The 18,098-nt window shown below is 67.1% G+C and carries 17 protein-coding genes; 7 read left to right on the forward strand and 10 right to left on the reverse strand.

Annotation, left to right across the window (positions count from 1 at the left end; genetic code table 11):
* Nucleotides 1-2: 2 nt before the first annotated feature.
* From AC1RQK_RS15370 to AC1RQK_RS15380, 3 genes are read right to left on the reverse strand one after another with little or no spacing between them, the layout of a single operon-like run.
* A complete protein-coding gene (locus AC1RQK_RS15370; RefSeq protein WP_492809661.1) occupies nt 3-1,340 on the reverse strand; it encodes an MFS transporter in 1,338 nt (445 codons plus the stop codon).
* Complete coding sequence (locus AC1RQK_RS15375; RefSeq protein ID WP_492809663.1) at nt 1,337-2,011, reverse strand: alpha/beta fold hydrolase; 675 nt, start codon at nt 2,009-2,011, stop codon at nt 1,337-1,339. Before AC1RQK_RS15375 ends, AC1RQK_RS15370 begins: the two co-directional genes overlap by 4 nt.
* Nucleotides 2,008-2,943 carry an alpha/beta fold hydrolase gene (locus tag AC1RQK_RS15380; protein ID WP_492809665.1) on the reverse strand — a complete coding sequence of 312 codons (936 nt, stop codon included), beginning with the start codon at nt 2,941-2,943 and terminating at the stop codon, nt 2,008-2,010. The genes AC1RQK_RS15375 and AC1RQK_RS15380 overlap by 4 nt, the downstream gene beginning before the upstream one ends.
* A 242-nt stretch (nt 2,944-3,185) precedes the next feature.
* Here AC1RQK_RS15380 and AC1RQK_RS15385 point away from each other — a divergent pair, with 242 nt between their 5' ends.
* The 7 genes from AC1RQK_RS15385 (at nt 3,186) to AC1RQK_RS15415 (ending at nt 11,656) form a co-directional block, all read left to right on the forward strand.
* Nucleotides 3,186-4,370, forward strand: a complete 1,185-nt coding sequence (locus AC1RQK_RS15385; protein WP_492809667.1) for an acyl-CoA dehydrogenase family protein — start codon at nt 3,186-3,188, stop codon at nt 4,368-4,370.
* Nucleotides 4,371-4,420: 50 nt separating this feature from the next.
* On the forward strand, nt 4,421-5,548 hold the full coding sequence (locus tag AC1RQK_RS15390; protein ID WP_492809669.1) for an acyl-CoA dehydrogenase family protein: 1,128 nt from the start codon (nt 4,421-4,423) through the stop codon (nt 5,546-5,548).
* Nucleotides 5,549-5,980: 432 nt separating this feature from the next.
* Nucleotides 5,981-6,937 carry an ABC transporter permease gene (locus AC1RQK_RS15395; RefSeq protein ID WP_492371385.1) on the forward strand — a complete coding sequence of 319 codons (957 nt, stop codon included), beginning with the start codon at nt 5,981-5,983 and terminating at the stop codon, nt 6,935-6,937.
* Nucleotides 6,937-7,872, forward strand: a complete 936-nt coding sequence (locus AC1RQK_RS15400) for an ABC transporter permease (RefSeq protein WP_492809671.1) — start codon at nt 6,937-6,939, stop codon at nt 7,870-7,872. The genes AC1RQK_RS15395 and AC1RQK_RS15400 overlap by 1 nt, the downstream gene beginning before the upstream one ends.
* A 13-nt stretch (nt 7,873-7,885) precedes the next feature.
* Nucleotides 7,886-9,595 carry an ABC transporter substrate-binding protein gene (locus tag AC1RQK_RS15405; RefSeq protein ID WP_492371387.1) on the forward strand — a complete coding sequence of 570 codons (1,710 nt, stop codon included), beginning with the start codon at nt 7,886-7,888 and terminating at the stop codon, nt 9,593-9,595.
* A gap of 50 nt (nt 9,596-9,645) precedes the next feature.
* Nucleotides 9,646-10,629, forward strand: coding sequence for an ABC transporter ATP-binding protein (locus AC1RQK_RS15410; protein ID WP_492371388.1), 984 nt, complete (start codon nt 9,646-9,648; stop codon nt 10,627-10,629).
* On the forward strand, nt 10,616-11,656 hold the full coding sequence (locus AC1RQK_RS15415) for an ABC transporter ATP-binding protein (protein ID WP_492809785.1): 1,041 nt from the start codon (nt 10,616-10,618) through the stop codon (nt 11,654-11,656). The genes AC1RQK_RS15410 and AC1RQK_RS15415 overlap by 14 nt, the downstream gene beginning before the upstream one ends.
* 79 nt (nt 11,657-11,735) lie before the next feature.
* On the opposite strand, the gene AC1RQK_RS15420 is transcribed toward AC1RQK_RS15415, so the two are convergent.
* From AC1RQK_RS15420 to AC1RQK_RS15450, 7 genes are read right to left on the reverse strand one after another with little or no spacing between them, the layout of a single operon-like run.
* Nucleotides 11,736-13,049 (reverse strand): TetR/AcrR family transcriptional regulator, encoded by a 1,314-nt coding sequence (locus tag AC1RQK_RS15420; protein ID WP_492809674.1) that lies wholly within the window; start codon nt 13,047-13,049, stop codon nt 11,736-11,738.
* A 25-nt stretch (nt 13,050-13,074) separates the two neighbouring features.
* Nucleotides 13,075-14,532 (reverse strand): amidase, encoded by a 1,458-nt coding sequence (locus AC1RQK_RS15425; RefSeq protein WP_492371390.1) that lies wholly within the window; start codon nt 14,530-14,532, stop codon nt 13,075-13,077.
* Nucleotides 14,533-14,539: 7 nt separating this feature from the next.
* Nucleotides 14,540-14,776, reverse strand: a complete 237-nt coding sequence (locus AC1RQK_RS15430; protein WP_492809676.1) for a hypothetical protein — start codon at nt 14,774-14,776, stop codon at nt 14,540-14,542.
* Nucleotides 14,769-15,464 carry an RraA family protein gene (locus tag AC1RQK_RS15435; protein ID WP_492371392.1) on the reverse strand — a complete coding sequence of 232 codons (696 nt, stop codon included), beginning with the start codon at nt 15,462-15,464 and terminating at the stop codon, nt 14,769-14,771. Before AC1RQK_RS15435 ends, AC1RQK_RS15430 begins: the two co-directional genes overlap by 8 nt.
* 26 nt (nt 15,465-15,490) lie before the next feature.
* Nucleotides 15,491-16,276 (reverse strand): SDR family oxidoreductase, encoded by a 786-nt coding sequence (locus tag AC1RQK_RS15440; RefSeq protein WP_492371393.1) that lies wholly within the window; start codon nt 16,274-16,276, stop codon nt 15,491-15,493.
* A 21-nt stretch (nt 16,277-16,297) separates the two neighbouring features.
* Complete coding sequence (locus AC1RQK_RS15445) at nt 16,298-17,113, reverse strand: aspartate dehydrogenase (RefSeq protein WP_492809679.1); 816 nt, start codon at nt 17,111-17,113, stop codon at nt 16,298-16,300.
* Between the two features lie 41 nt (nt 17,114-17,154).
* Nucleotides 17,155-18,036 carry a polysaccharide deacetylase family protein gene (locus tag AC1RQK_RS15450; RefSeq protein ID WP_492809681.1) on the reverse strand — a complete coding sequence of 294 codons (882 nt, stop codon included), beginning with the start codon at nt 18,034-18,036 and terminating at the stop codon, nt 17,155-17,157.
* Nucleotides 18,037-18,098 lie beyond the last annotated feature (62 nt).

Below are 18,098 nucleotides of genomic sequence, written 5' to 3' on the forward strand. Positions count from 1 at the left end.
CGCTACGCGTTGCCCTCGCGCTGCGGCCGCGGGCGGCGGCGCGGCTCCTCCACCCGCAGGGCTAGCACAAAGGCGATGCTCATGACCACCATGGCCGCGACGAACACCAGCGAGAAGCGCACCCCCTGCGCCAGCATGCCGCCGAGGATCGGCCCGCACGCCATCATCGTGTAGGTGGCTGTGTCGGACACCGCCAGCAGCATCGGGCGATCGCGCCGGTTGCCGAACTCCAGCGCAAAGTTGTCCGCGGACAGGAAGTAGCCGCCAAAGCTGGCGCCCAGCCCGCAGAACACCAGCAGGAACGCGCCCAGGCTATCGCAGAGCAGCAGCGCGGCGGTGGACAGCACCCACAGCCCGATGCTGCACAGGAACACCAGCCGATAGCCGTGGCGGTCGGCCAGGCGACCCCAGATCAGGTTGCTGGTAGTCTGCGCCAGCAGGTAGGCAATGCTCAGGTAGCCCAGCGTGGCACCCGAGAGCGGCAGATGGCTACCGACATAGATGGCATAGAACGGCACGGCCATCATGCTGAACGCCACCAGCGCGCGGGCCACGAAGAAGCGCACGTAGTGCTTGTCCGCGCGCAGCAGCGCCGGCACTTCGCGCAGGCGCTGGCGAAAGCCCGATTGCACGCGTACATCGTGCAGCATCGGCTCGCGCATGCGGGTCAGCGCGGAGATGCCTAGGCTGGTAAGGACAAAGGCGGCGAGGAAGGTGGTGGCGTAGCCATTGCCGAACACATTGCCGCCAACCAGGAAACGGCCGCCCAGATAGGCCACCGCCGCCGCGATCAGCCCGCCGAGGAAATTGCGGAACGCGCTCAACGCGCCCCGCCGCTCCAGCGGAATGATCTTGGACGTGAGGTAGTTGAAGGTGACGTTCTGCACGCCGTTGAACAGGCCGAACAGCAGCAGGAACCCGGCGGCGGCAGCCAGCGCGCCGTCGCCCGAGAGCAGGAAGGCGGACAAGCCCAGGCCGAGGATCTGCAGGCGCACCAGCCAGCCCACCAGGTAGATCAGCGGCATCACGCGCTGGCGATGCTCGATCTGCGTTGCGCCCCAGATGGAGGACATCGCCATGCCGGCGTACTGCGCGCCAAGCACGCACCCCACCACCAGCTTGGAGCCGGACAGCAGGTAGATGTAGGCCGGCACGAAGGTGGGGGCGGTCACCAGCCGGAAGCCGGTCATGCCCAGCATGCCGTGGACCAGGTAGGCGCGTGCGTTGCGTGGCAGGTGCTGCTGTACGTGGGCGCGGAAGCTGTCCTCCGCCAGTGCGTGCGCATCGCCATGTCCGGCATTTGTGCCACGGGCGGCTTGCGCGGCGAGTTCCGCTTTCATGCCTGAGCGTCTCCACGCATCGCCGCTTGCGCCGCGTAGTGTTGCAGCGCCTGGTCCAGCTCGACCTTCTCCAGCGAGAGCAGCTCTGTCACCGCTTTCAGCCAGTCCGGGCGCTCGCGCGTGCACACGGAGATCGGCTGCGGCGTGTCGGAGTGCTGCGCGGCCAGCATCGCGTAGTTGGCCGCGTAGCTTGGCGGGCGCACGTCGGTTGCCAGGTCGGCGATGGCGTACGGGTCGGGCGGGCCGGTGCGCGTGGTATCCACCACCGGGATATACGGATTGCGTGCCGCGGTGCCGCCACCGGCCAGGCCGGGGCCGTCGCGCAGGATGGCGCCGCGCACCTGCTCCGGGCGCGCGCCGGCCAGCAGCAAGGCGATATAGCCGCCCAGCCCGCGCCCCGCCACGGTCGACGGGCCCAGGTGCGCCAGTGCGATATCCGCGTCCGCCATCAGGAACTCGCAGCTGTAGCCACCGCCGCGCGGAATGTCCGAGAGCCCGTGCCCGGTGAAATCCAGCGCGTGCACCGTGCCGGGCCAGCCGGCGTACTCCGCCGGCAATGTGTCCGGCGATCGCTCGCCCAGCCCGTGCAGCAACAGCAGCGCGGGCCCGCTGCCGGTCTTGAGCGGATGCAGGGCAAGGCGCAGGCGATTGTGGCGCAGGTAGAGGGTCATGAACGGAGGAAGGGCAGGATGCGTTCCGCGGTCTCTCGCGGCCGCTCGATATGGATGAAGTGCCCGGTGTCGGCCATCACCTGTACCTGGGTCGAGGGCGGGAAGTACGGCGCGAGGTCGGCCGCGGTGGCATCCCACCCCATCGGTTCGCGCTCCGTGCCGAAGATGGCCAGCATGGGAATGGGAAAGCCCGGCAGGCGGTCGGTCATCCAGCGCGCGCGCATGGGGCCAAAGCCGGAGGTGCCGATCACCGGGTCGAGCTTCCAGCGCCAGCCGTGCGCATCCTGCCGCGCGCCGAGCGCGGCCAGGTAGCACAGCCACGCATGGGCCAGCCGCGGGTTCATGCGGGCGCGCCGCCGGGCGAGTTCCTCAAGGGTGCCGGGCTTGCGTGCGAGGCCCGGGCTTTGCCGGCGCGTATCGAGCCAGCGCGTGATGATGGGCGCGGTCATCGATTTCTTGTCGCGCACGGCGCTGTCCGCGTGCGGATTGCGAAAGGGCAGGCCATCGATGGCGACAAAGCGGGTGAACCGGTGCGGCAGCGCCTGGATCGCATGCACCAGCAACGAGCCGCCCTTGCTGTGGCCGATGGCGATCAGCGGCTCGCGCGTGACCGAGTCGGCCACCGCCAGCAGGTCCCGCTCGTCCGCGACCCAGCTGTACAGGTCGGCATGCTCGGAGTCGCCGTGGCCACGCTGGTCATAAGACACCACGCGGTAGCCGGCATCGGCCAGCAGCGGCGCGAAGACATCGAAGGTCCGCGCGAAATCCATGGCGCCATGCACCAGCAGGACCGGCGTGGCGTCGATCGCGCCCCACTCATGGACGGCGATGCGGATGCCGTCGGCGCTGACGGTGCGTGAGCGATCCGGCGCCCGGGCACCCGGAAAGGCAGGGATGGCACAGCGCGGCGCGCTGCTGGCCTTGGCCTCCACATTGTCTCCTGGTTGCGCCCCACGGGCGCCGACCGGCTTGGTGTGCTTGCCGGTTTAGTGGTTACGGTATGTTCCCGGGAATGCTATCACATCGGCAGAAAATGCATGATTGGCAGCAATGGTCGGGTGTTTGGCCGTACCACGTTTTCATTTTAGGAAATGGAGTATTGACGTTGCGGGGTCGGGCTTATATAACGAATCCAAACCAAAACAAGACAAGCCAAAAAAAACAGGAGACAAGCGTGGATGACCTGGAAACCTTCCGGCAGGAGGTGCGTGCCTGGCTGGAGGCGCAATGCCCGCCCGAAATGCGGCAGCCCGTGCGCAACGAGGACGACATCTGCTGGGGCGGGCGCAAGTTCCGCTTCCTGTCCGAGGCGCAGCGCCTCTGGCTCGCGCGCATGGGGGGGAAGGGCTGGACGGTGCCGGAGTGGCCGCGCGAGTATGGCGGCGGCGGCCTCTCCCGCGAGCAGGCCAAGGTGCTGCGCCAGGAAATGCAAGCGCTTGGCTGCCGCGTGCCGTTGCAAAGCTTCGGCATCTGGATGCTTGGCCCGGCCTTGCTCCGGTTTGGCTCGGAGGCGCAGAAGCGCGAGCATCTGCCCAGGATCGCCCGCGGCGAGATCCGCTGGTGCCAGGGATATTCGGAGCCCAATGCCGGGTCGGACCTGGCCTCGCTGCAAACGCGCGCGGACGAGCGCGACGATCACTTTGTCGTCAACGGCCAGAAGGTGTGGACCTCGTACGCCGACAAGGCGGACTGGATCTTCTGCCTGGTGCGTACCGACTTTTCGGCACAGAAGCACACCGGCATCAGCTTCTTGCTGTTCGACATGGAAACGCCGGGCGTGACGGCGCGGCCCATCGTGCTGATTTCCGGCAAGTCGCCGTTCTGCGAGACCTTCTTTGACGATGTAGTGGTGCCGCGCGCCAACCTGGTGGGCGAGCAAAACGGCGGCTGGGCCATCGCCAAGTACCTGCTGACCCATGAGCGCGAGATGATCAGCGGCATCGGCGGGCGCGGCCAGCGCCCGCCGATGGGCAAGCTGGCGCGCGACACGCTCGGCCAGAACGAGCGCGGTGAAGTCGACGCGCCCATGCTGCGCGCGCAGATCGCCACCTTCGAGATCGATGAAGCGGCATTCGCCCTGGCGGGGGAGCGCGCGCTGGACCTGGCCCGGCAGGGCGAGGGCATCGCCGCGTTCTCGTCGGTGCTCAAGTACTACGGGTCGGAGCTGAACAAGCGGCGCTATGAGTTGCTGATGTCGATTGGGGGCAGCGAGGCCCTGGAGTGGGAGAGCGAGCGCAGCAACGACGGTGCCACCGCGCGCGGCTGGCTGCGCAGCAAGGCCAACTCGATCGAGGGCGGCACGAGCGAAGTGCAGCTCAACATTGTTGCCAAGCGCCTGCTCGGCCTGCCCGGCGTCTGACCGCCCCAACTCCACGCTTGAATGCTCAGGGACCGACTATGGCAATCGTATTGAATCAGACCCAGGAGATGCTGCGGGACAGCGCCCTGGCATTCCTGCGCGAAAGCGCACCCATCCCGATGCTGCGCAAGCTGCGGGACACCCGGGACAACACCGGCTTCTCGCCCGCCCTCTGGCGGGAGTTTGCCGAACTGGGCTTTGCCGGCGTGCTGATCCCCGAGCAGTATGGTGGCAGCGAGCTCGGCGTGGTGGAGGCGGGCGTCCTGATGGAGGCGCTTGGCCGCACGCTGGCCCCCACGCCGTTTTTCTCCACCGCCTTGCTGGGCGCTTCGTTGATTTCCCGCGAAGGCAGCGCAGCGCAGAAGGCGCATTTCCTGCCCGCCATCGCGGCTGGCAAGCACCTGACCGCGCTGGCGATCGACGAGGGCGCGGCGCACCGTCCGGAGCGCCAGGCGCTCGCCGCCGTGCAGCAGGACGGCGGGTTCGTGCTCAATGGCGCCAAGGTCTTCGTCATCGACGGACATATTGCCGATACGCTGATCGTGGTGGGCCGCACCAGCGGCAACGCCGACGACCGTGACGGCGTCACGCTCTTCCTGGTGCCGCGCGGCGCCGATGGCATTACCGTGGAGCGCACCGTGATGGCGGATGCCCGCAATGCCGCGCGCGTGCAGTTCCGGGATGTGCGCGTGGCGGCGGACGCGGTGCTGGGTGAGGCCGGTAGCGGCGCGGCCGTGCTTGAGCACGCGCTCGATATCGCCCGCGCGGCGCTGGCGTCCGAGCTGGTCGGCATTGCCGACGAAGCCTTCGAGCGCACGCTGCAATACCTGAAAGAGCGCAAGCAGTTCGGCAAGATCATCGGCGAGTTCCAGGCGCTGCAGCATCGCGCCGCCCACCTGTTCAGCGAGATCGAGATCACGCGCGCGGCGGTGCTGCGCAGCCAGCAACTGCTAGACGACGGCCCGGCACAGCCAATCGCGCTGGTATCCGCGGCCAAAGCCCGCGCCGGGTCCACGGCGATGCTCGCGGTGCAGGAGGCCGTGCAGATGCACGGCGGCATTGGCATGACCGACGAGTTCGAGATCGGCTTCTACATGAAGCGCGCCTGCGCCGCGCAGATCCTGCTCGGCGACACCAATTTCCACGCCCAGCGCTGGGCGATCTTGCGCGGCTACTGAGCGCCGCAACGCACCATCTTCAACCGTGTTTGCAGGCCGTCCACGCGCAGGCGCGGCGCCTGCGCTCGCCCTCGCGTTTCCCGCCGCGCGTTTGCGCCGCACAAGCGGCCCGCCACGGCGGCGCCGACCTAGGTAAATCCACTAGACATTCAAGGGTCAGTTCGGTTGTCATGAATTAGAACTATGGGTATGCTGAATGGGCTATCTGCACAAACAGCAGCTCGGTGGAAGCCTCCCAGGGATACTTCCTTGATCGCACCAGATATCGCTTGATTTACGTGTTCAGCGATGCTTGTCTGGTGTGTTTGGCGACCACGCGAAGCACCGAACAGGAGACGGCATGGTCGGGGCGGCATTCTTTATCGTATCCACGGTATCTTTTTTAAGGGCATACGGCGTGGCCCGGATTGGCGTCACGGAAGCGGGCGCGCCATGAGTGCCTACATCCTGCGCCGCCTGCTGGCGCTGCTGCCCACGCTGCTGTTCGCCAGCCTGATCGTCTTTGTGATCGTGCGCATGGTGCCGGGCGATGTGGTCGACCTGATGCTGAGCCAGAACGACATCAGCGCCGACACCAAGAGCCGCGAGGACCTGATCCGCGCGCTGGGCCTGGACCAGCCGATGTGGTTCCAGTACGTCCACTGGGTCGGCAACATCGTGTTGCACGGGGATCTCGGCCAGTCGCTGTGGCAGGGTGAGCCGGTGCTGAAGATGGTGCTGGCGCGCATGCCCGCCACCTTCTCGCTGGGCGCGCTTGCCCTGTTCGTGGCGCTGTCGGTTGCGTTGCCCGTGGGCGTGCTCTCGGCGATCCGGCAGGACACCGCGGCCGACTACGTGGCGCGCTCGTTTTCCATCCTGATGCTGGCAGTGCCCAGCTTCTGGATGGGCACGATGATCATGGTGTTTCCTTCCGTGTGGTGGGGCTGGTCGCCCGAGGTGCGCTACGTTCCCTTCCTGGAGGACCCGCTCCAGCACATCAGCAACATGCTGGTGCCCGCCATCATCCTTGGCATGGCACTGTCGGCCATCACCATGCGCATGACGCGCACCATGATGCTGGAGGTGCTGCGCCAGGACTACATCCGTACGGCCTGGGCCAAGGGCTTGAACGAGCGCCTGGTGATCCTGCGCCATGCGCTGCGCAACGCGCTGATTCCGGTGGTGACGCTGATCGGCCTGCAAGCGCCGCTGCTGATCGGCGGGGCCGTGGTGATCGAGCAGATCTTCGCGCTGCCGGGCATGGGGCTGCTCCTGCTGGACGCCGTGAACCAGCGGGACTATCCCGTGATCACCGGCGTGTTCCTGGTGGTCGGGGTGGCCGTCATGCTCATCAACCTGCTCGTGGACCTGAGCTACGGGCTGTTCGACCCGAAAGTGAGGCATCGCTGATGGCACGTCCGATCGCAAACGCCCCGGCGCTCAAGACGGCGCAAGCCGTCCCTGCCGCGCCGCCGATGTCTGGCCCGGGCCGGCTCGGGTCAGCCTTCGCACTGGTGGGTCGCCTGTTGCGCGAGAAGCCGCTGGGCGCCGCCGGCGCGGTGATCTGCATGATCTTCCTGTTCTGCGGCGTCTTTGCCGACTGGCTGGCGCCTTATGGCGTCAACGAGATCAGCATGATGAAGCGGCTGCAGCCGCCGTCATGGGCGCACCCCTTCGGCACCGACAACCTCGGGCGCGACATGCTCTCGCGCTGCCTGTACGGCGCGCAGCTCTCGGTCATCATCGGGCTGTCGGCCGCCACGCTGGCTACCGCCATCTCGGTGCTGATCGGCATCCTGACCGGCTACCTGGGCGGCAAGTTCGACCTGATCGTGCAGCGCATGGTGGATGCGTGGATGAGCTTTCCTGACCTGGTGATCCTGATCGTGGTGGTGTCCGTGCTCGGCCCGGGCAGCTGGCAGATCATCGGCACGCTGGGCTTGCTGCTGGGCGTGGGCGGCTCGCGCATCATCCGCAGCGCGGTGGTCTCGGTGCGCGAGAACATGTATGTGCATGCCGCGCAGTCCATGGGTGCCTCCACCGGCCGCATTCTCTGGCGCCATATCCTGCCCAATGTGCTGCCGCCCATCATCGTGCTGTTCACCACGCGCGTGGGCACCGCGATCCTGGCCGAGTCCGGCCTGTCCTTCCTCGGGCTGGGCGTGCCGCCGCCCGCGCCGACCTGGGGCGGCATGCTCTCGGGCAACGGCCGCACCTTCATGTTCCAGGGGCCCTGGCTGGCCTTGGCCCCCGGCATCTGCCTCACCGTTGTCGTCTATGCCATCAACGTCTACGGCGACGCGCTACGTGACCTGCTCGACCCGCGCATGCGCGGGTCGCGATAACCAACAACGAGGGATGACGATGGAGGGACGCGGCTTGAACCGGACAATATCTTCAGTGGTGGCGGGCGTGGCGCTGGCGCTTGCCGCCGGCGCGGCCTGCGCGCAGGCCGAAGCGCCGAAGTACGGCGGCAATCTCGAGATCGGCTCCATGTATCCCACCATCTCCGCCTTGTCGTGGGACCTGGCCGACTGGAACTGGAAGCAGAACTACGACACCGGCCAGGTCTACGAACAGCTCTTTGTCGCCGACCTTTCCAAGGCCAGGCGCAATGGCGGCAAGTATCCGTTCCAGGCCGATGCGTGGCTGCCGGAGGACGCGATTCGCGGCGAGCTGGCCGAGAGCTGGAAGTGGGTCGACCCGCTGACGCTCGAAGTCAAGCTGCGCAAGGGCGTGAAGTTCCCCGCCAAGGCGGGCGTGATGGAAGAGCGCGAGCTGGTGGCCGACGACGTGGTCTTCAGCTACAACCGCCAGAACACCAGCGCCAAGAAAATCCCCACGTATTACGACCACCTCAACAAGGTGGAGGCAACGGACAAGTACACCGTGGTCTTCCGCTTCAAGGAGTTCAACGCCGAATGGGATTACCGCTTCGGCTGGGGCTACTACTCCGGCATCATGCCCAAGGAAGTGGCGGCGGCCGGGGCCGGCAACTGGAAGAATGTGAACGGCAGCGGGCCGTTCCTGCTGAGTAACTTCGTCCAGGGCACCGCCAGCACTTACACGAAGAACGAGCAATACTGGGATAGCGACAAGATCGCTGGCAAGGACTACAAGCTGCCCTTCGTCGACAAGGTCGTGCTGCGCACCGTCAAGGACGAGTCCACCCGCAACACCATGCTGCGCACCGGCAAGCTGGATGTGCTCGAGTCTGTCCGCTGGACCGCGGTCGATGAGCTCAAGAAGAATGCGCCGGCGCTCAAGTGGTCGCGCTGGCTGTCGACCAACGGCCAGTACGTGGCGCTGCGCGTCGATACCAAGCCGTTCAACGACCTGCGCGTGCGGCGCGCGCTGAACATGGCGGTCAACAAGCAGGAGATCGTCAAGCAGTTCTATGGCGGCAATGCCGAACTGTTCGCCTACCCGCAGCATCCGGATTACGCCGGCTACTTCGAGCCGCTGAGCGCCATGCCGGATTCGGTGAAGGAGCTGTTTGCCTACAACCCGGACAAGGCGCGCAAGCTGCTGGCCGAGGCGGGCTACGCGAAGGGCTTCACCTTCAAGGTGCAGGTATGCGCCTGCCAGCCGGAGCACCTGGAGCTGCTGCCGCTGATCGGCGCCTACCTGGAGCAGGTTGGCGTGCGCATAGAGATCCAGCCGATGGAGTACGGCGCGTTCCTGTCGGCCATGACCACCAAGACCAATGCGCCCGGCTACCTGATGAGCAATGGACATACCAACCCCACCACCACGATCCGCAAGAGCTTCGTGAAGGGCCAGGTCTGGAACGCCGCGCAGTGGGGCGACGCCAAGTACGAGCAGCGCGTGAACGAAGCCTTCCAGATGCGCGACCTCGGCCGCCGGCAAGAGGCCTTGCGCTCGCTGACGCGCGATGTGCTCGCGGATGCGCCGTATATCTGGTTGCCGACCCCTTACGTGTACACCGCATGGTGGCCCTGGGTGAAGAACTACAACGCCGAGCTGCGCGCGGGCGCGGTCCGTCCCGGCCCGATCTACGCGCGGATGTGGGTCGACCAGGACATGAAGAAGAAGATGGGGTTCTGATTTCCTTGCTACCACCTTGCTCCACGCTTGTCCCTTTCAAGGAGGCCCGCATGACGCAGCCCATCCTGCAGGTGAACCAGCTGACCACGCGCTTTCGCACCGACCGGGGCGTGGTCACGGCGGTGGACCAGGTCTCGTTCGATGTCGCCCCCGGCGAGACACTGGCCATCGTCGGCGAGTCCGGCTCGGGAAAAAGCGTCACCGCGCTATCCATCCTGGGCCTGATTCCCAGCCCGGCGGGCCGCATCGAATCGGGCGAGATCCGCTTTGACGGGCAGGACCTGCTCCAGCTCAGCCCGGCAAGAATGCGTGCGATCCGCGGCAACCGGATCGCGATGATCTTCCAGGAGCCGATGTCGTCGATGAACCCGGCGCTCACCGTGGGCAAGCAGATCGCCGAGCCGATCAACCTGCACCAAGGCATGCCGTGGAAGACCGCCCTGGGCATCGCCGGCGAGCTGCTTGGCAAGGTGCAGATCCCCGAGCCGCAGAGCCGGCTGGGCGCCTATCCGCACCAGTTCTCGGGTGGCATGCGCCAGCGCGCCATGATCGCCATGGCGCTGGCCTGCAAGCCGCAGCTGATCATCGCGGACGAACCCACCACCGCGCTCGACGTCACAGTGCAAGCGCAAATCCTCGACCTGCTCAAGGACCTGGCCAGCCAGTCCGGTACGGCACTGGTGCTCATCACGCACGACCTGGGCGTGGTGGCCCGCTATGCCGATCGCGTGGCCGTGATGTACGGCGGCCGCATGGTCGAGACCGCCACGGCTCGTGAGCTCTACGGCCATCCCGCGCACCCGTACACGCGCGGGCTGATGGCATCGGTGCCGCGCATCGACGGCGATACCCGCCAGCCGCTGGTGCCCATCGACGGCCAGCCGCCCGACCTCACCGCGCTGCCGCCAGGGTGCGCCTTCATGCCGCGGTGCAAGCTCGCTACCGATCAATGCGGCCTGTCGCGCCCCGCGCTGCGTGCCGTGCGTCCGAATCACTTCAAGGCATGTTTCCTCCATGACCATGACCACCACTGAAGCACGGGCAGAGCCCGCCGCGCGCCAGCACGGCAAGATCGGCGACGAGATCCTGCGCGTCGAGGACCTCAAGGTGCATTTTCCCGTGACCCAGGGCGTCTTCATCAAGCGGCAGGTGGGCTCGGTCAAGGCGGTGGACGGCGTATCGTTCACCCTCAGGCGCGGCGAGACACTGGGCCTGGTCGGCGAAAGCGGCTGCGGCAAGTCCACGACCGGCCTCGCCATCATCAAGATGCTGGCCGCCAGCGGCGGACGGATCGCCTTCGATGGCGACGACTTCGCTACCTTCAGCAAGGCGCAGGAGAAGAACTTCCGCCGCAGCGTGCAGATGGTCTACCAGGATCCGTTCGGCTCGCTGAACCCGCGCATGAAGGTCTGCGACATCATCGGCGAGCCGCTCGAAGTGCACGGCATGGCCAACGACCGCGAGCACTATCGCGCCCGCATCGCCGAGCTGCTGCAGATGGTCGGCCTGCTGCCCTATATGGCGGACCGCTACCCGCACGAGTTCTCCGGCGGCCAGCGCCAGCGCATCGGCATTGCCCGCGCGCTGGCGGTCGAACCCAGCCTGATCGTTTGCGATGAACCCGTCTCCGCGCTGGACGTATCGATCCAGGCGCAGGTGGTCAATGTGTTCATGGAGCTGCAGCGGCGGCTCGGGCTGACCTATATCTTCATTGCGCACGACCTGGCCGTGGTGCGCCACATCAGCGACCGCATCGCCGTGATGTACCTCGGCCGCATCGTGGAGATCGCCGGGCGCGACGAGCTATATGCGAATCCCCGGCATCCCTACACCAAGGCGTTGCTGTCCGCCGTGCCGGTAGCGAGCGTCGAAGCCGAGGAAAGGCGCCAGCGCATCGTGCTCAAGGGCGAAGTGCCAAGTCCGCTGAACCCGCCATCCGGCTGCCGCTTTCACCCGCGCTGCGCGCAGGCAACGCAGCGCTGCAGGGTGGAGGATCCGGTGCTGAGGGAGCGGGGAGGTGGGCAGATGGTGGCTTGCCATCTGGAGGGCCTTGAGGGATGACGCGGGAAGCGGGGAGCCAGGCCTTGGTGCATCGAAGCGCATCAGGCGCATCAAAGAGCATCAAGGCGAATACTCGCGCTCACTGCCCTGAAAATATCCCCAGGAACAAAGGCCGGATAAACAAATCCGCCGCGTTCTCCCCGGATGCATCCGGCACCCACCGCCGCAACTCCACCGCGGCATTGATCATCCCATTCACCTGCAACGAAGCAATCGACTGATCCAGCGCCCGGATCGACCCGTCCTGCATCCCTTGTACGAGGAACCGCGCAAACCGCGCCGACAGCCGGTTCATCGTCAGCATCTTCTCCTTGCGCATCTCCTCGGGCAGCGCGCCGTAGATAGTCAGCCGCAGCAACGGCCCCTGGTTGGAGAACTGATAGCTGACCAGCGCGCGCGCGATCGCGCACAGCTTGTCCCAGCCGGTGCCCGGGCCGTCTTCCACTTTCGACTGCGCATCGCGGATCACCGCGAACATGCGGTCGAAGCAGGCGGAGATCAGGTCGTCCTTGTTTTCGTTGTGGTGATAGAAGGCCCCCTTGGTGAGATTCAGCCGCGCGGAGATGCGATCGGCGGAAGCGCCCCGATAGCCCAGTTCGTTGAGCAGTTCCGTTGCGGCGCGCAGGAAGGCTTCCTGCGTGGTTTCGGCCACCGGGATTGGGGGCGTCCCGGCGGGGGCGCTGTCCCATTGCGATGACGGTGACGCAAAACCGTTGAGCAGGATATCCACGACGGTATCCGCCACCTTCGGATAGTCCTCCGGCTCATAGCGCTCCACCCATGTCATCGCGCCGCTGGTCAGCGACAGCAGCAAGTGCGCCGCCGCGCTCAGGGCACTGCGTTGCGCCGGGTCCTTGGGTGTGTCGCTGCGCAGCAGCTTGCGGATGCGCCGGAACATGTCCGTGTAGGCCGCGAAGGCGACGTCCGCGTGGGTGTCGGGCAGCGAGCGGATCTCGCGAAAGCTCATCAGCTCGGGGCGCTCGCCGGTTGCCGTCCTGGCCAGCCGCTGGAAAAAAAGCGCGATGAAGCGGCGCACCCTGGCCTGCGGCAGCGGCTCGCCGGCCGTGGCGTCGGCGATGCCCGCGATTTCATCGATGGTGCGCATCAGGCACGCCACCACAAGGTCTTCCTTCTTGCGGTAGTAGTAGGTGATGCTGTTGGTGCTCAGGCCGACTTCTTGCGCCACGTCCGAGAGCGTGGCGCCGCGCAAGCCCTTGCGGTTGAACAGCCGGGCAGCGGCATCGAGGATCGCCTCGCGTTTTTCCACGTACCGGCGTGTCGGGCGGGCTTGCGCTGTTTCCTTGAGCATGAGGCGAGATATCTGCGATGGTTGGCCGGGAGCGCGGATTATAGAGGTGGCCCGCGCGGGTTGAGGCTGTGCCGAGTCTACCATCGCGCCGGCCTGCCATTTTAGATGCTCACCCGTTGTCCGGCTCCGCCGCGATGCCGGCCACCTTCGTGCCATTGAGCACGGGTTCGATACGGTGCCAGCTGGTGGCTTGCTGGAATGCGGCGCAGGCGTCAAGCAGGGTACCTTCGGCCCAAGGCCTGCCGATCAGTTGCAAGCCCACGGGAAGGCCGTCGGGCGTGAATCCCACTGGCAGCGACACGGCAGGCAGGCCGAGATAGCTGATGCAGCGGTTGGCGCGCAGTAGCGAGGTTGTCACGCGCACCGCTTGCGCGGCGTCTTGCGCCACGGAGGCGATCCGCGGCGTTGGCACGGCAACGCTGGGTGCCACCAGCACATCGCACGCCGAGAAGACGTGATCGACAAAGCGCCGCAGCGCCAGCGGCCGGTAGGCCAGGGCACGCGCGTAATCGTCGGGGCCGGCCGCCAGCGCCGTCTCCAGCCGCAGCCGCGTGGCACGGGCCAGGCGATCCGCGTGGCTACGCAGGCGCTCGCCGTGGAGCGCTATCGCTTCGCGCCACGTCACCACGGTGGCCGCGGTATCGCAGGCCTCCACGCCGGGCGCGGTCTGCTCATGCAAGCTGGCGCCCAGCGACTCGAACGCTAGCAAGGCGCGGGCAATCACCGAGGCGCCGTCGTCATGCGTTACCTCGAAGAACGGGTGCCGGGCAATGCCGATGCGCAGGCCGGCCAGCGGACTGCGGAGGTCGCTGATGCGATCGAACGTGGTGGCCTGTGCCGCCGTTGGCTCCAGCGCGTCGAGCACCGCCGCGCAATCCCTGGCGGTCCGGGCGATGATGCCGAGCGTGTCCTGCGACGGCGACAGCGGGACCGCGCCGCGCGTGCAGAGGCGGCCCCAGGTGGGTTTCAGGCCGACCACCCCGCACATCGACGCTGGGATGCGGATCGAGCCACCGGTGTCCGCTGCGATGGCGAACGGCACCGCGCGCGCCGCGACCGCCGCCGCCGCGCCACCCGACGAGCCGCCGGTGATGTAGCGCGGATCCCACGGGTTGCGGCAGTGGCCATAGTGATCGTTCAGGCCGGTGGCGCCGTAGCTGAGCTCGTCGAGCGCGGTGGCGCCCAGGCCGATCGCGCCGGACAGGTGCAGGGCTTCGAGCACGGCTGCCGGCCTTCGGGCCGCTGCCGGATCGTCGATCAGGTCGTCGATCAGGTCGTCGAACAAGGAACCCGCGCGCGGCGGCCGGACGGGGTCGGACAGCACGTCCTTATGCGCGAACGGGATACCCCAGAGGGGTGCCTGGGCAGCGCCGGCCGCGCTGTGCGTCTCCAGCTGGATGGCGCGGGCGAGCGCGCCTGCGTCGTCCAGCGCGGCAAAGCAATGCGTGGCGGCGTGCGCCGCCGCGGCCCGCCGCAGGCAGGCTTGCACCAGCGCGGAGGGTGACAGGCGCCGGTGGGCCAGCGCCATGCGCAACTCGGCAACGCTCAGGAGGGTGGGGTCGCTCATTGTCCTCCTAGCGCGCGGTGGCGCACTGCCGCAGCCAATGCGTGTACGGCCATGGCTGCGCTGCAAGTTCCGCGTCGCCCGCCGGCAAGGCACGGACGGCTTGCAGCAGCGGCGCGGCCGCAGCCGCGATCTCGTCGCAGCGGCCACCATCCAGCCGCAGCCCGAGATCCGCCGCGCGCTGCATCACCTGCGCCGCCAGGTCTGCCAATGCTGCCGGTGCTGCCAATGTCTCCAGCTCAGACATGCCCGTACTTGGCCAGCGCATCGGCCAGGCTGAGCCCCTGCTGCAGTTCCACGCGGATGCTGCGCTCCTGCTCGGTCAGGCGCTCCGCCTCGAGCAGCACGGTGTCGACCACTTCGTGCGGGATCACCAGCACGCCGTCTTCGTCGCCCAGCACGAAGTCGCCCGGGCGCACCTGCACCCATTGCGAGGTGGCGCCACGGATGCTCACCGGCACCTGCCATCCGTTGACCTTCCAGCGGGCAATCGACTGCACCGGCGTGCGGTAGCGCGCGAACACCGGGAAAGCTTGCTCGGCGATCCAGCGGATATCGCGAATGCCGCCATCGATCAGCGAGCCGACGCAGCCGCGCTCTTTCATGCCAATGGCGATCAGCTCGCCGAAGTAGCAGACGCCTTCGCCGTCGCCGCTCCAGACCGTGACGTCGCCGGCGGACACGCCCGCGCAGGCCTTCATCTTGTCCGGGTCGCCGCCGAGCGCGTACGGCGACATCTGGCCGCGGATGGTGTAGGCCCAGCCGGCCAGCTTGCCACCATTGGCGGGGAACGGCGTAAAGGCGGACGAGAGGCCCTGGTCGAACAGGCCGAGCGTGTCGAGCACGTCGGCAACGTTGGAGGTATCGACCAGCAGGAATCGCTGGCGGATCGTCTCGCGCTCGGTGGCGCTGCGGGCTACGTGGGTGGTTTCCATGCTGTGCTTCCTCGGGAGATAAGTGATCAGATGCTCGGGATCATGCCGCCGTCGACGCGCACGACGGAGCCGGTGACAAAGGCGGCGCGCTCGCTGGCCAGGAAAGCCACCACGTCGCCGTACTCCTCGGGCCGGCCGTAGCGCCGGGCTGGAATCGTCCCGGTGCTGGCCGCCACGATGTCTTCATAGGTCTTGCCCTCGCGCCTGGCGCGGGCTTCGTCCAGCGCGCGGATGCGGTCCGTGGCGATGCGCCCGGGCAGCACCACGTTGACGCAGATGCCGTCGGCGGCTACCTCGTTGGCCAGCGTCTTCGACCAGCCCAGCAACGCCATGCGCAATGTGTTGGACATGCCCAGGTTGGGAATGGGCGCGACCACGCCGGACGAGGTGCTGGTGATGATGCGGCCCCAGCCCTTGCGCTTCATGGCCGGCAGCAGCAGGTCCGTGAGATGCATCAGCGACAGCACCATCGATTCGAACTGCTTGCGCCACTGCTCCGGTGCGACTTGCGCGGCCGTGGAAGGGGGCGGCCCGCCCGAGTTGTTGACCAGGATGTCCGGGTCGCCCAGCGTGCTCCTGACCTGCTCCACCATGGCCGTCACGCTCGCCAGGTCGGCAAGATCGGCGCGCACGCCGAAAGCCTGCCCGCCGGCCGCGCGGATGCGGGCCACCGTATCGTCCAGTGCCTCCTGGTTCTGGTCCGATACGGCAACCACGGCGCCTTGCGCCGCGAGCGCCAGCGCAATGGCCGAGCCGAGCCCGCCGCCCGCCGACATGACCAGCGCGACGCGCCCCTTGATGCCTAGATCCATGTTGTTGCTCCTTGATGGTTTTCAGGTGCCCACGCGCAGCGGGCTGCGCAGCTTGCGCAGTACGGCCAGCACGCTCTGCGCCGTGATGCGGCCGGTCTTGGGGTTTTCCGTGGGAATGTTCTGGATGCTCATGGAGAACGACGCGGCATCGGAGTCCACCACGATCTCGTGGGTGTTGCGGGTCAGCGCCGGGTCCGCCCAGATTTCCAGGTGGGTCTTGTCCGGGCCGACGCCGGCCAGCGCCAGCGCAACCACCACGTTGAGGTTGGCGGGGAAGCCCTTGGCGGCCTCGCGGGCGGTGCCGGAGAAGATCTGGATCGGCGCCGTCACGTCGTCGATGTTGATGTTGTTCTCCACCAGGAACGGCGCCCCAACCAGGCCACGCACCGGCTTGCGCGTGATCATGCGCACGGAGTGGATGACGCCCTCCGATGCCGCCGTCACCGCATCCAGGCCCAGCAGCGCGCCGGTCGGCACGATGATCTGGCCGCCGTGCTCGCGTGCCAGGTCCACCAGGTCCATGCGGTCAAGCAGCGCCCCGCAGCTGAGCACGATCATGGTCTTGCCCGCGCGCAGCACCGGCTCGGCGATCTCGCCGACGAGTTCCGCCGGCGCGCATTCGATCACCACGTCCGCCAGGCCGGCCAGCTCGCCGAGCCCGACGATGGCCACCTCGTTGCGCAGGCCCTGCAGCGCTTGCGCCGCCTTTTCCTTGTCGCGCACTGCCACCGCCGTCAGCCGCAGGCCGAAGACGCCGGCATCGAGTTGCTTGACGAGCTTCTTGCCGACCGCGCCGAACCCGGCGATGCCGACCCGCAGTTCTTTGTCGAATGACATTGTGTGATCTCCTGTTTGATGAACTTGTTGTTTGGTTCGGCTCAGGCGTCTTGCGCAGGCAGGCCGATGTAGTGCTGCGCAATGGCGCCGGTGGTGGTCAGCCAGATCTGGTTGCGATGGCGCAGGATGTGCTCCATCGCCCGGCGGAACTGCCGCAGCCGGTAGGGCTGGCCGACCAGGAAGGCGTGGATGGAGATGCCATAGACGAGCGGCTGCTCCACGCTTTGCTCCAGCATCTCGTCGAAGTTGTCGATGATGATGTCGGCGAACTCGCTCGCGGTGGCGTCGTGCAGTGCGATGGCGGGGATATCGTTGACCTCGTGCGGGTAGGGGATGCTCAGCAGGCGGCCGCCGCGCGTGTTGATCCACACCGGCTGGTCATCCATTGGCCAGTCGAGGATGTAGCGGTAGCCGGCCTCCTGCAGCAGGTCGGGCGTGACGTTGCTGGGATTGACGCCGGGGCTGAGCCAGCCCGCGGGCGGCTTGCCCTCGTGGTGGGCGATGGCTTCGGTCACCTCGCGGATCAGCTCGCGCTCCTCGGCTTCGGAGAAGTTGTTCTGCTGCTCCGAGTTGGTGCGGCCATGGCCCAGGATCTCGTCGCCGCGCTTGCGCAGCGCGTCGATCACCTGCGGGCAATGCGCATAGCATTCGGCGTTGAGCAGCACCGACAGCGGGATGCCGAGCTTGTCGCACAGCGCGATGATGCGCCACACGCCAACCCGGTTGCCGTACTCGCGCCAGCCCCAGTTGTAGGTATTGGGGTGCGGGATGCCGGGGGAATAGGAGATGCCGCCGCCGGTGTTGTAGGCGAAGTGCTCCAGGTTCAGGCACAGATGCACCGCGAGGCGCTTGCCGCCGGGCCAGTCGAATTGCGGGCGATCGACGATGGGCGAATAGGGAAATCTGTCGTGAGAAGCAAGCATGGCGTTATTGACCTGGCTGGATGCGTGAGTTTGAGTAAGGCGGAATCGAATGGTGGCGCTGC

The sequence above is a fragment of the Cupriavidus sp. GW822-FHT02D05 genome (assembly GCF_058802485.1).

What these genes read in the sequence shown, in the direction of transcription:
- AC1RQK_RS15375 (WP_492809663.1), bottom strand. Translation starts at nt 2,011, where the DNA reads ATGACCCTCTACCTGCGCCACAATCGCCTGCGCCTTGCCCTGCATCCG.
- AC1RQK_RS15420 (WP_492809674.1), bottom strand. Translation starts at nt 13,049, where the DNA reads ATGGTAGACTCGGCACAGCCTCAACCCGCGCGGGCCACCTCTATAATC.
- AC1RQK_RS15425 (WP_492371390.1), bottom strand. Translation starts at nt 14,532, where the DNA reads ATGAGCGACCCCACCCTCCTGAGCGTTGCCGAGTTGCGCATGGCGCTG.
- AC1RQK_RS15415 (WP_492809785.1), top strand. Translation starts at nt 10,616, where the DNA reads ATGACCACCACTGAAGCACGGGCAGAGCCCGCCGCGCGCCAGCACGGC.
- AC1RQK_RS15395 (WP_492371385.1), top strand. Translation starts at nt 5,981, where the DNA reads ATGAGTGCCTACATCCTGCGCCGCCTGCTGGCGCTGCTGCCCACGCTG.
- AC1RQK_RS15445 (WP_492809679.1), bottom strand. Translation starts at nt 17,113, where the DNA reads ATGTCATTCGACAAAGAACTGCGGGTCGGCATCGCCGGGTTCGGCGCG.
- AC1RQK_RS15370 (WP_492809661.1), bottom strand. Translation starts at nt 1,340, where the DNA reads ATGAAAGCGGAACTCGCCGCGCAAGCCGCCCGTGGCACAAATGCCGGA.
- AC1RQK_RS15430 (WP_492809676.1), bottom strand. Translation starts at nt 14,776, where the DNA reads ATGTCTGAGCTGGAGACATTGGCAGCACCGGCAGCATTGGCAGACCTG.
- AC1RQK_RS15450 (WP_492809681.1), bottom strand. Translation starts at nt 18,036, where the DNA reads ATGCTTGCTTCTCACGACAGATTTCCCTATTCGCCCATCGTCGATCGC.
- AC1RQK_RS15410 (WP_492371388.1), top strand. Translation starts at nt 9,646, where the DNA reads ATGACGCAGCCCATCCTGCAGGTGAACCAGCTGACCACGCGCTTTCGC.
- AC1RQK_RS15440 (WP_492371393.1), bottom strand. Translation starts at nt 16,276, where the DNA reads ATGGATCTAGGCATCAAGGGGCGCGTCGCGCTGGTCATGTCGGCGGGC.
- AC1RQK_RS15400 (WP_492809671.1), top strand. Translation starts at nt 6,937, where the DNA reads ATGGCACGTCCGATCGCAAACGCCCCGGCGCTCAAGACGGCGCAAGCC.
- AC1RQK_RS15435 (WP_492371392.1), bottom strand. Translation starts at nt 15,464, where the DNA reads ATGGAAACCACCCACGTAGCCCGCAGCGCCACCGAGCGCGAGACGATC.
- AC1RQK_RS15405 (WP_492371387.1), top strand. Translation starts at nt 7,886, where the DNA reads ATGACGATGGAGGGACGCGGCTTGAACCGGACAATATCTTCAGTGGTG.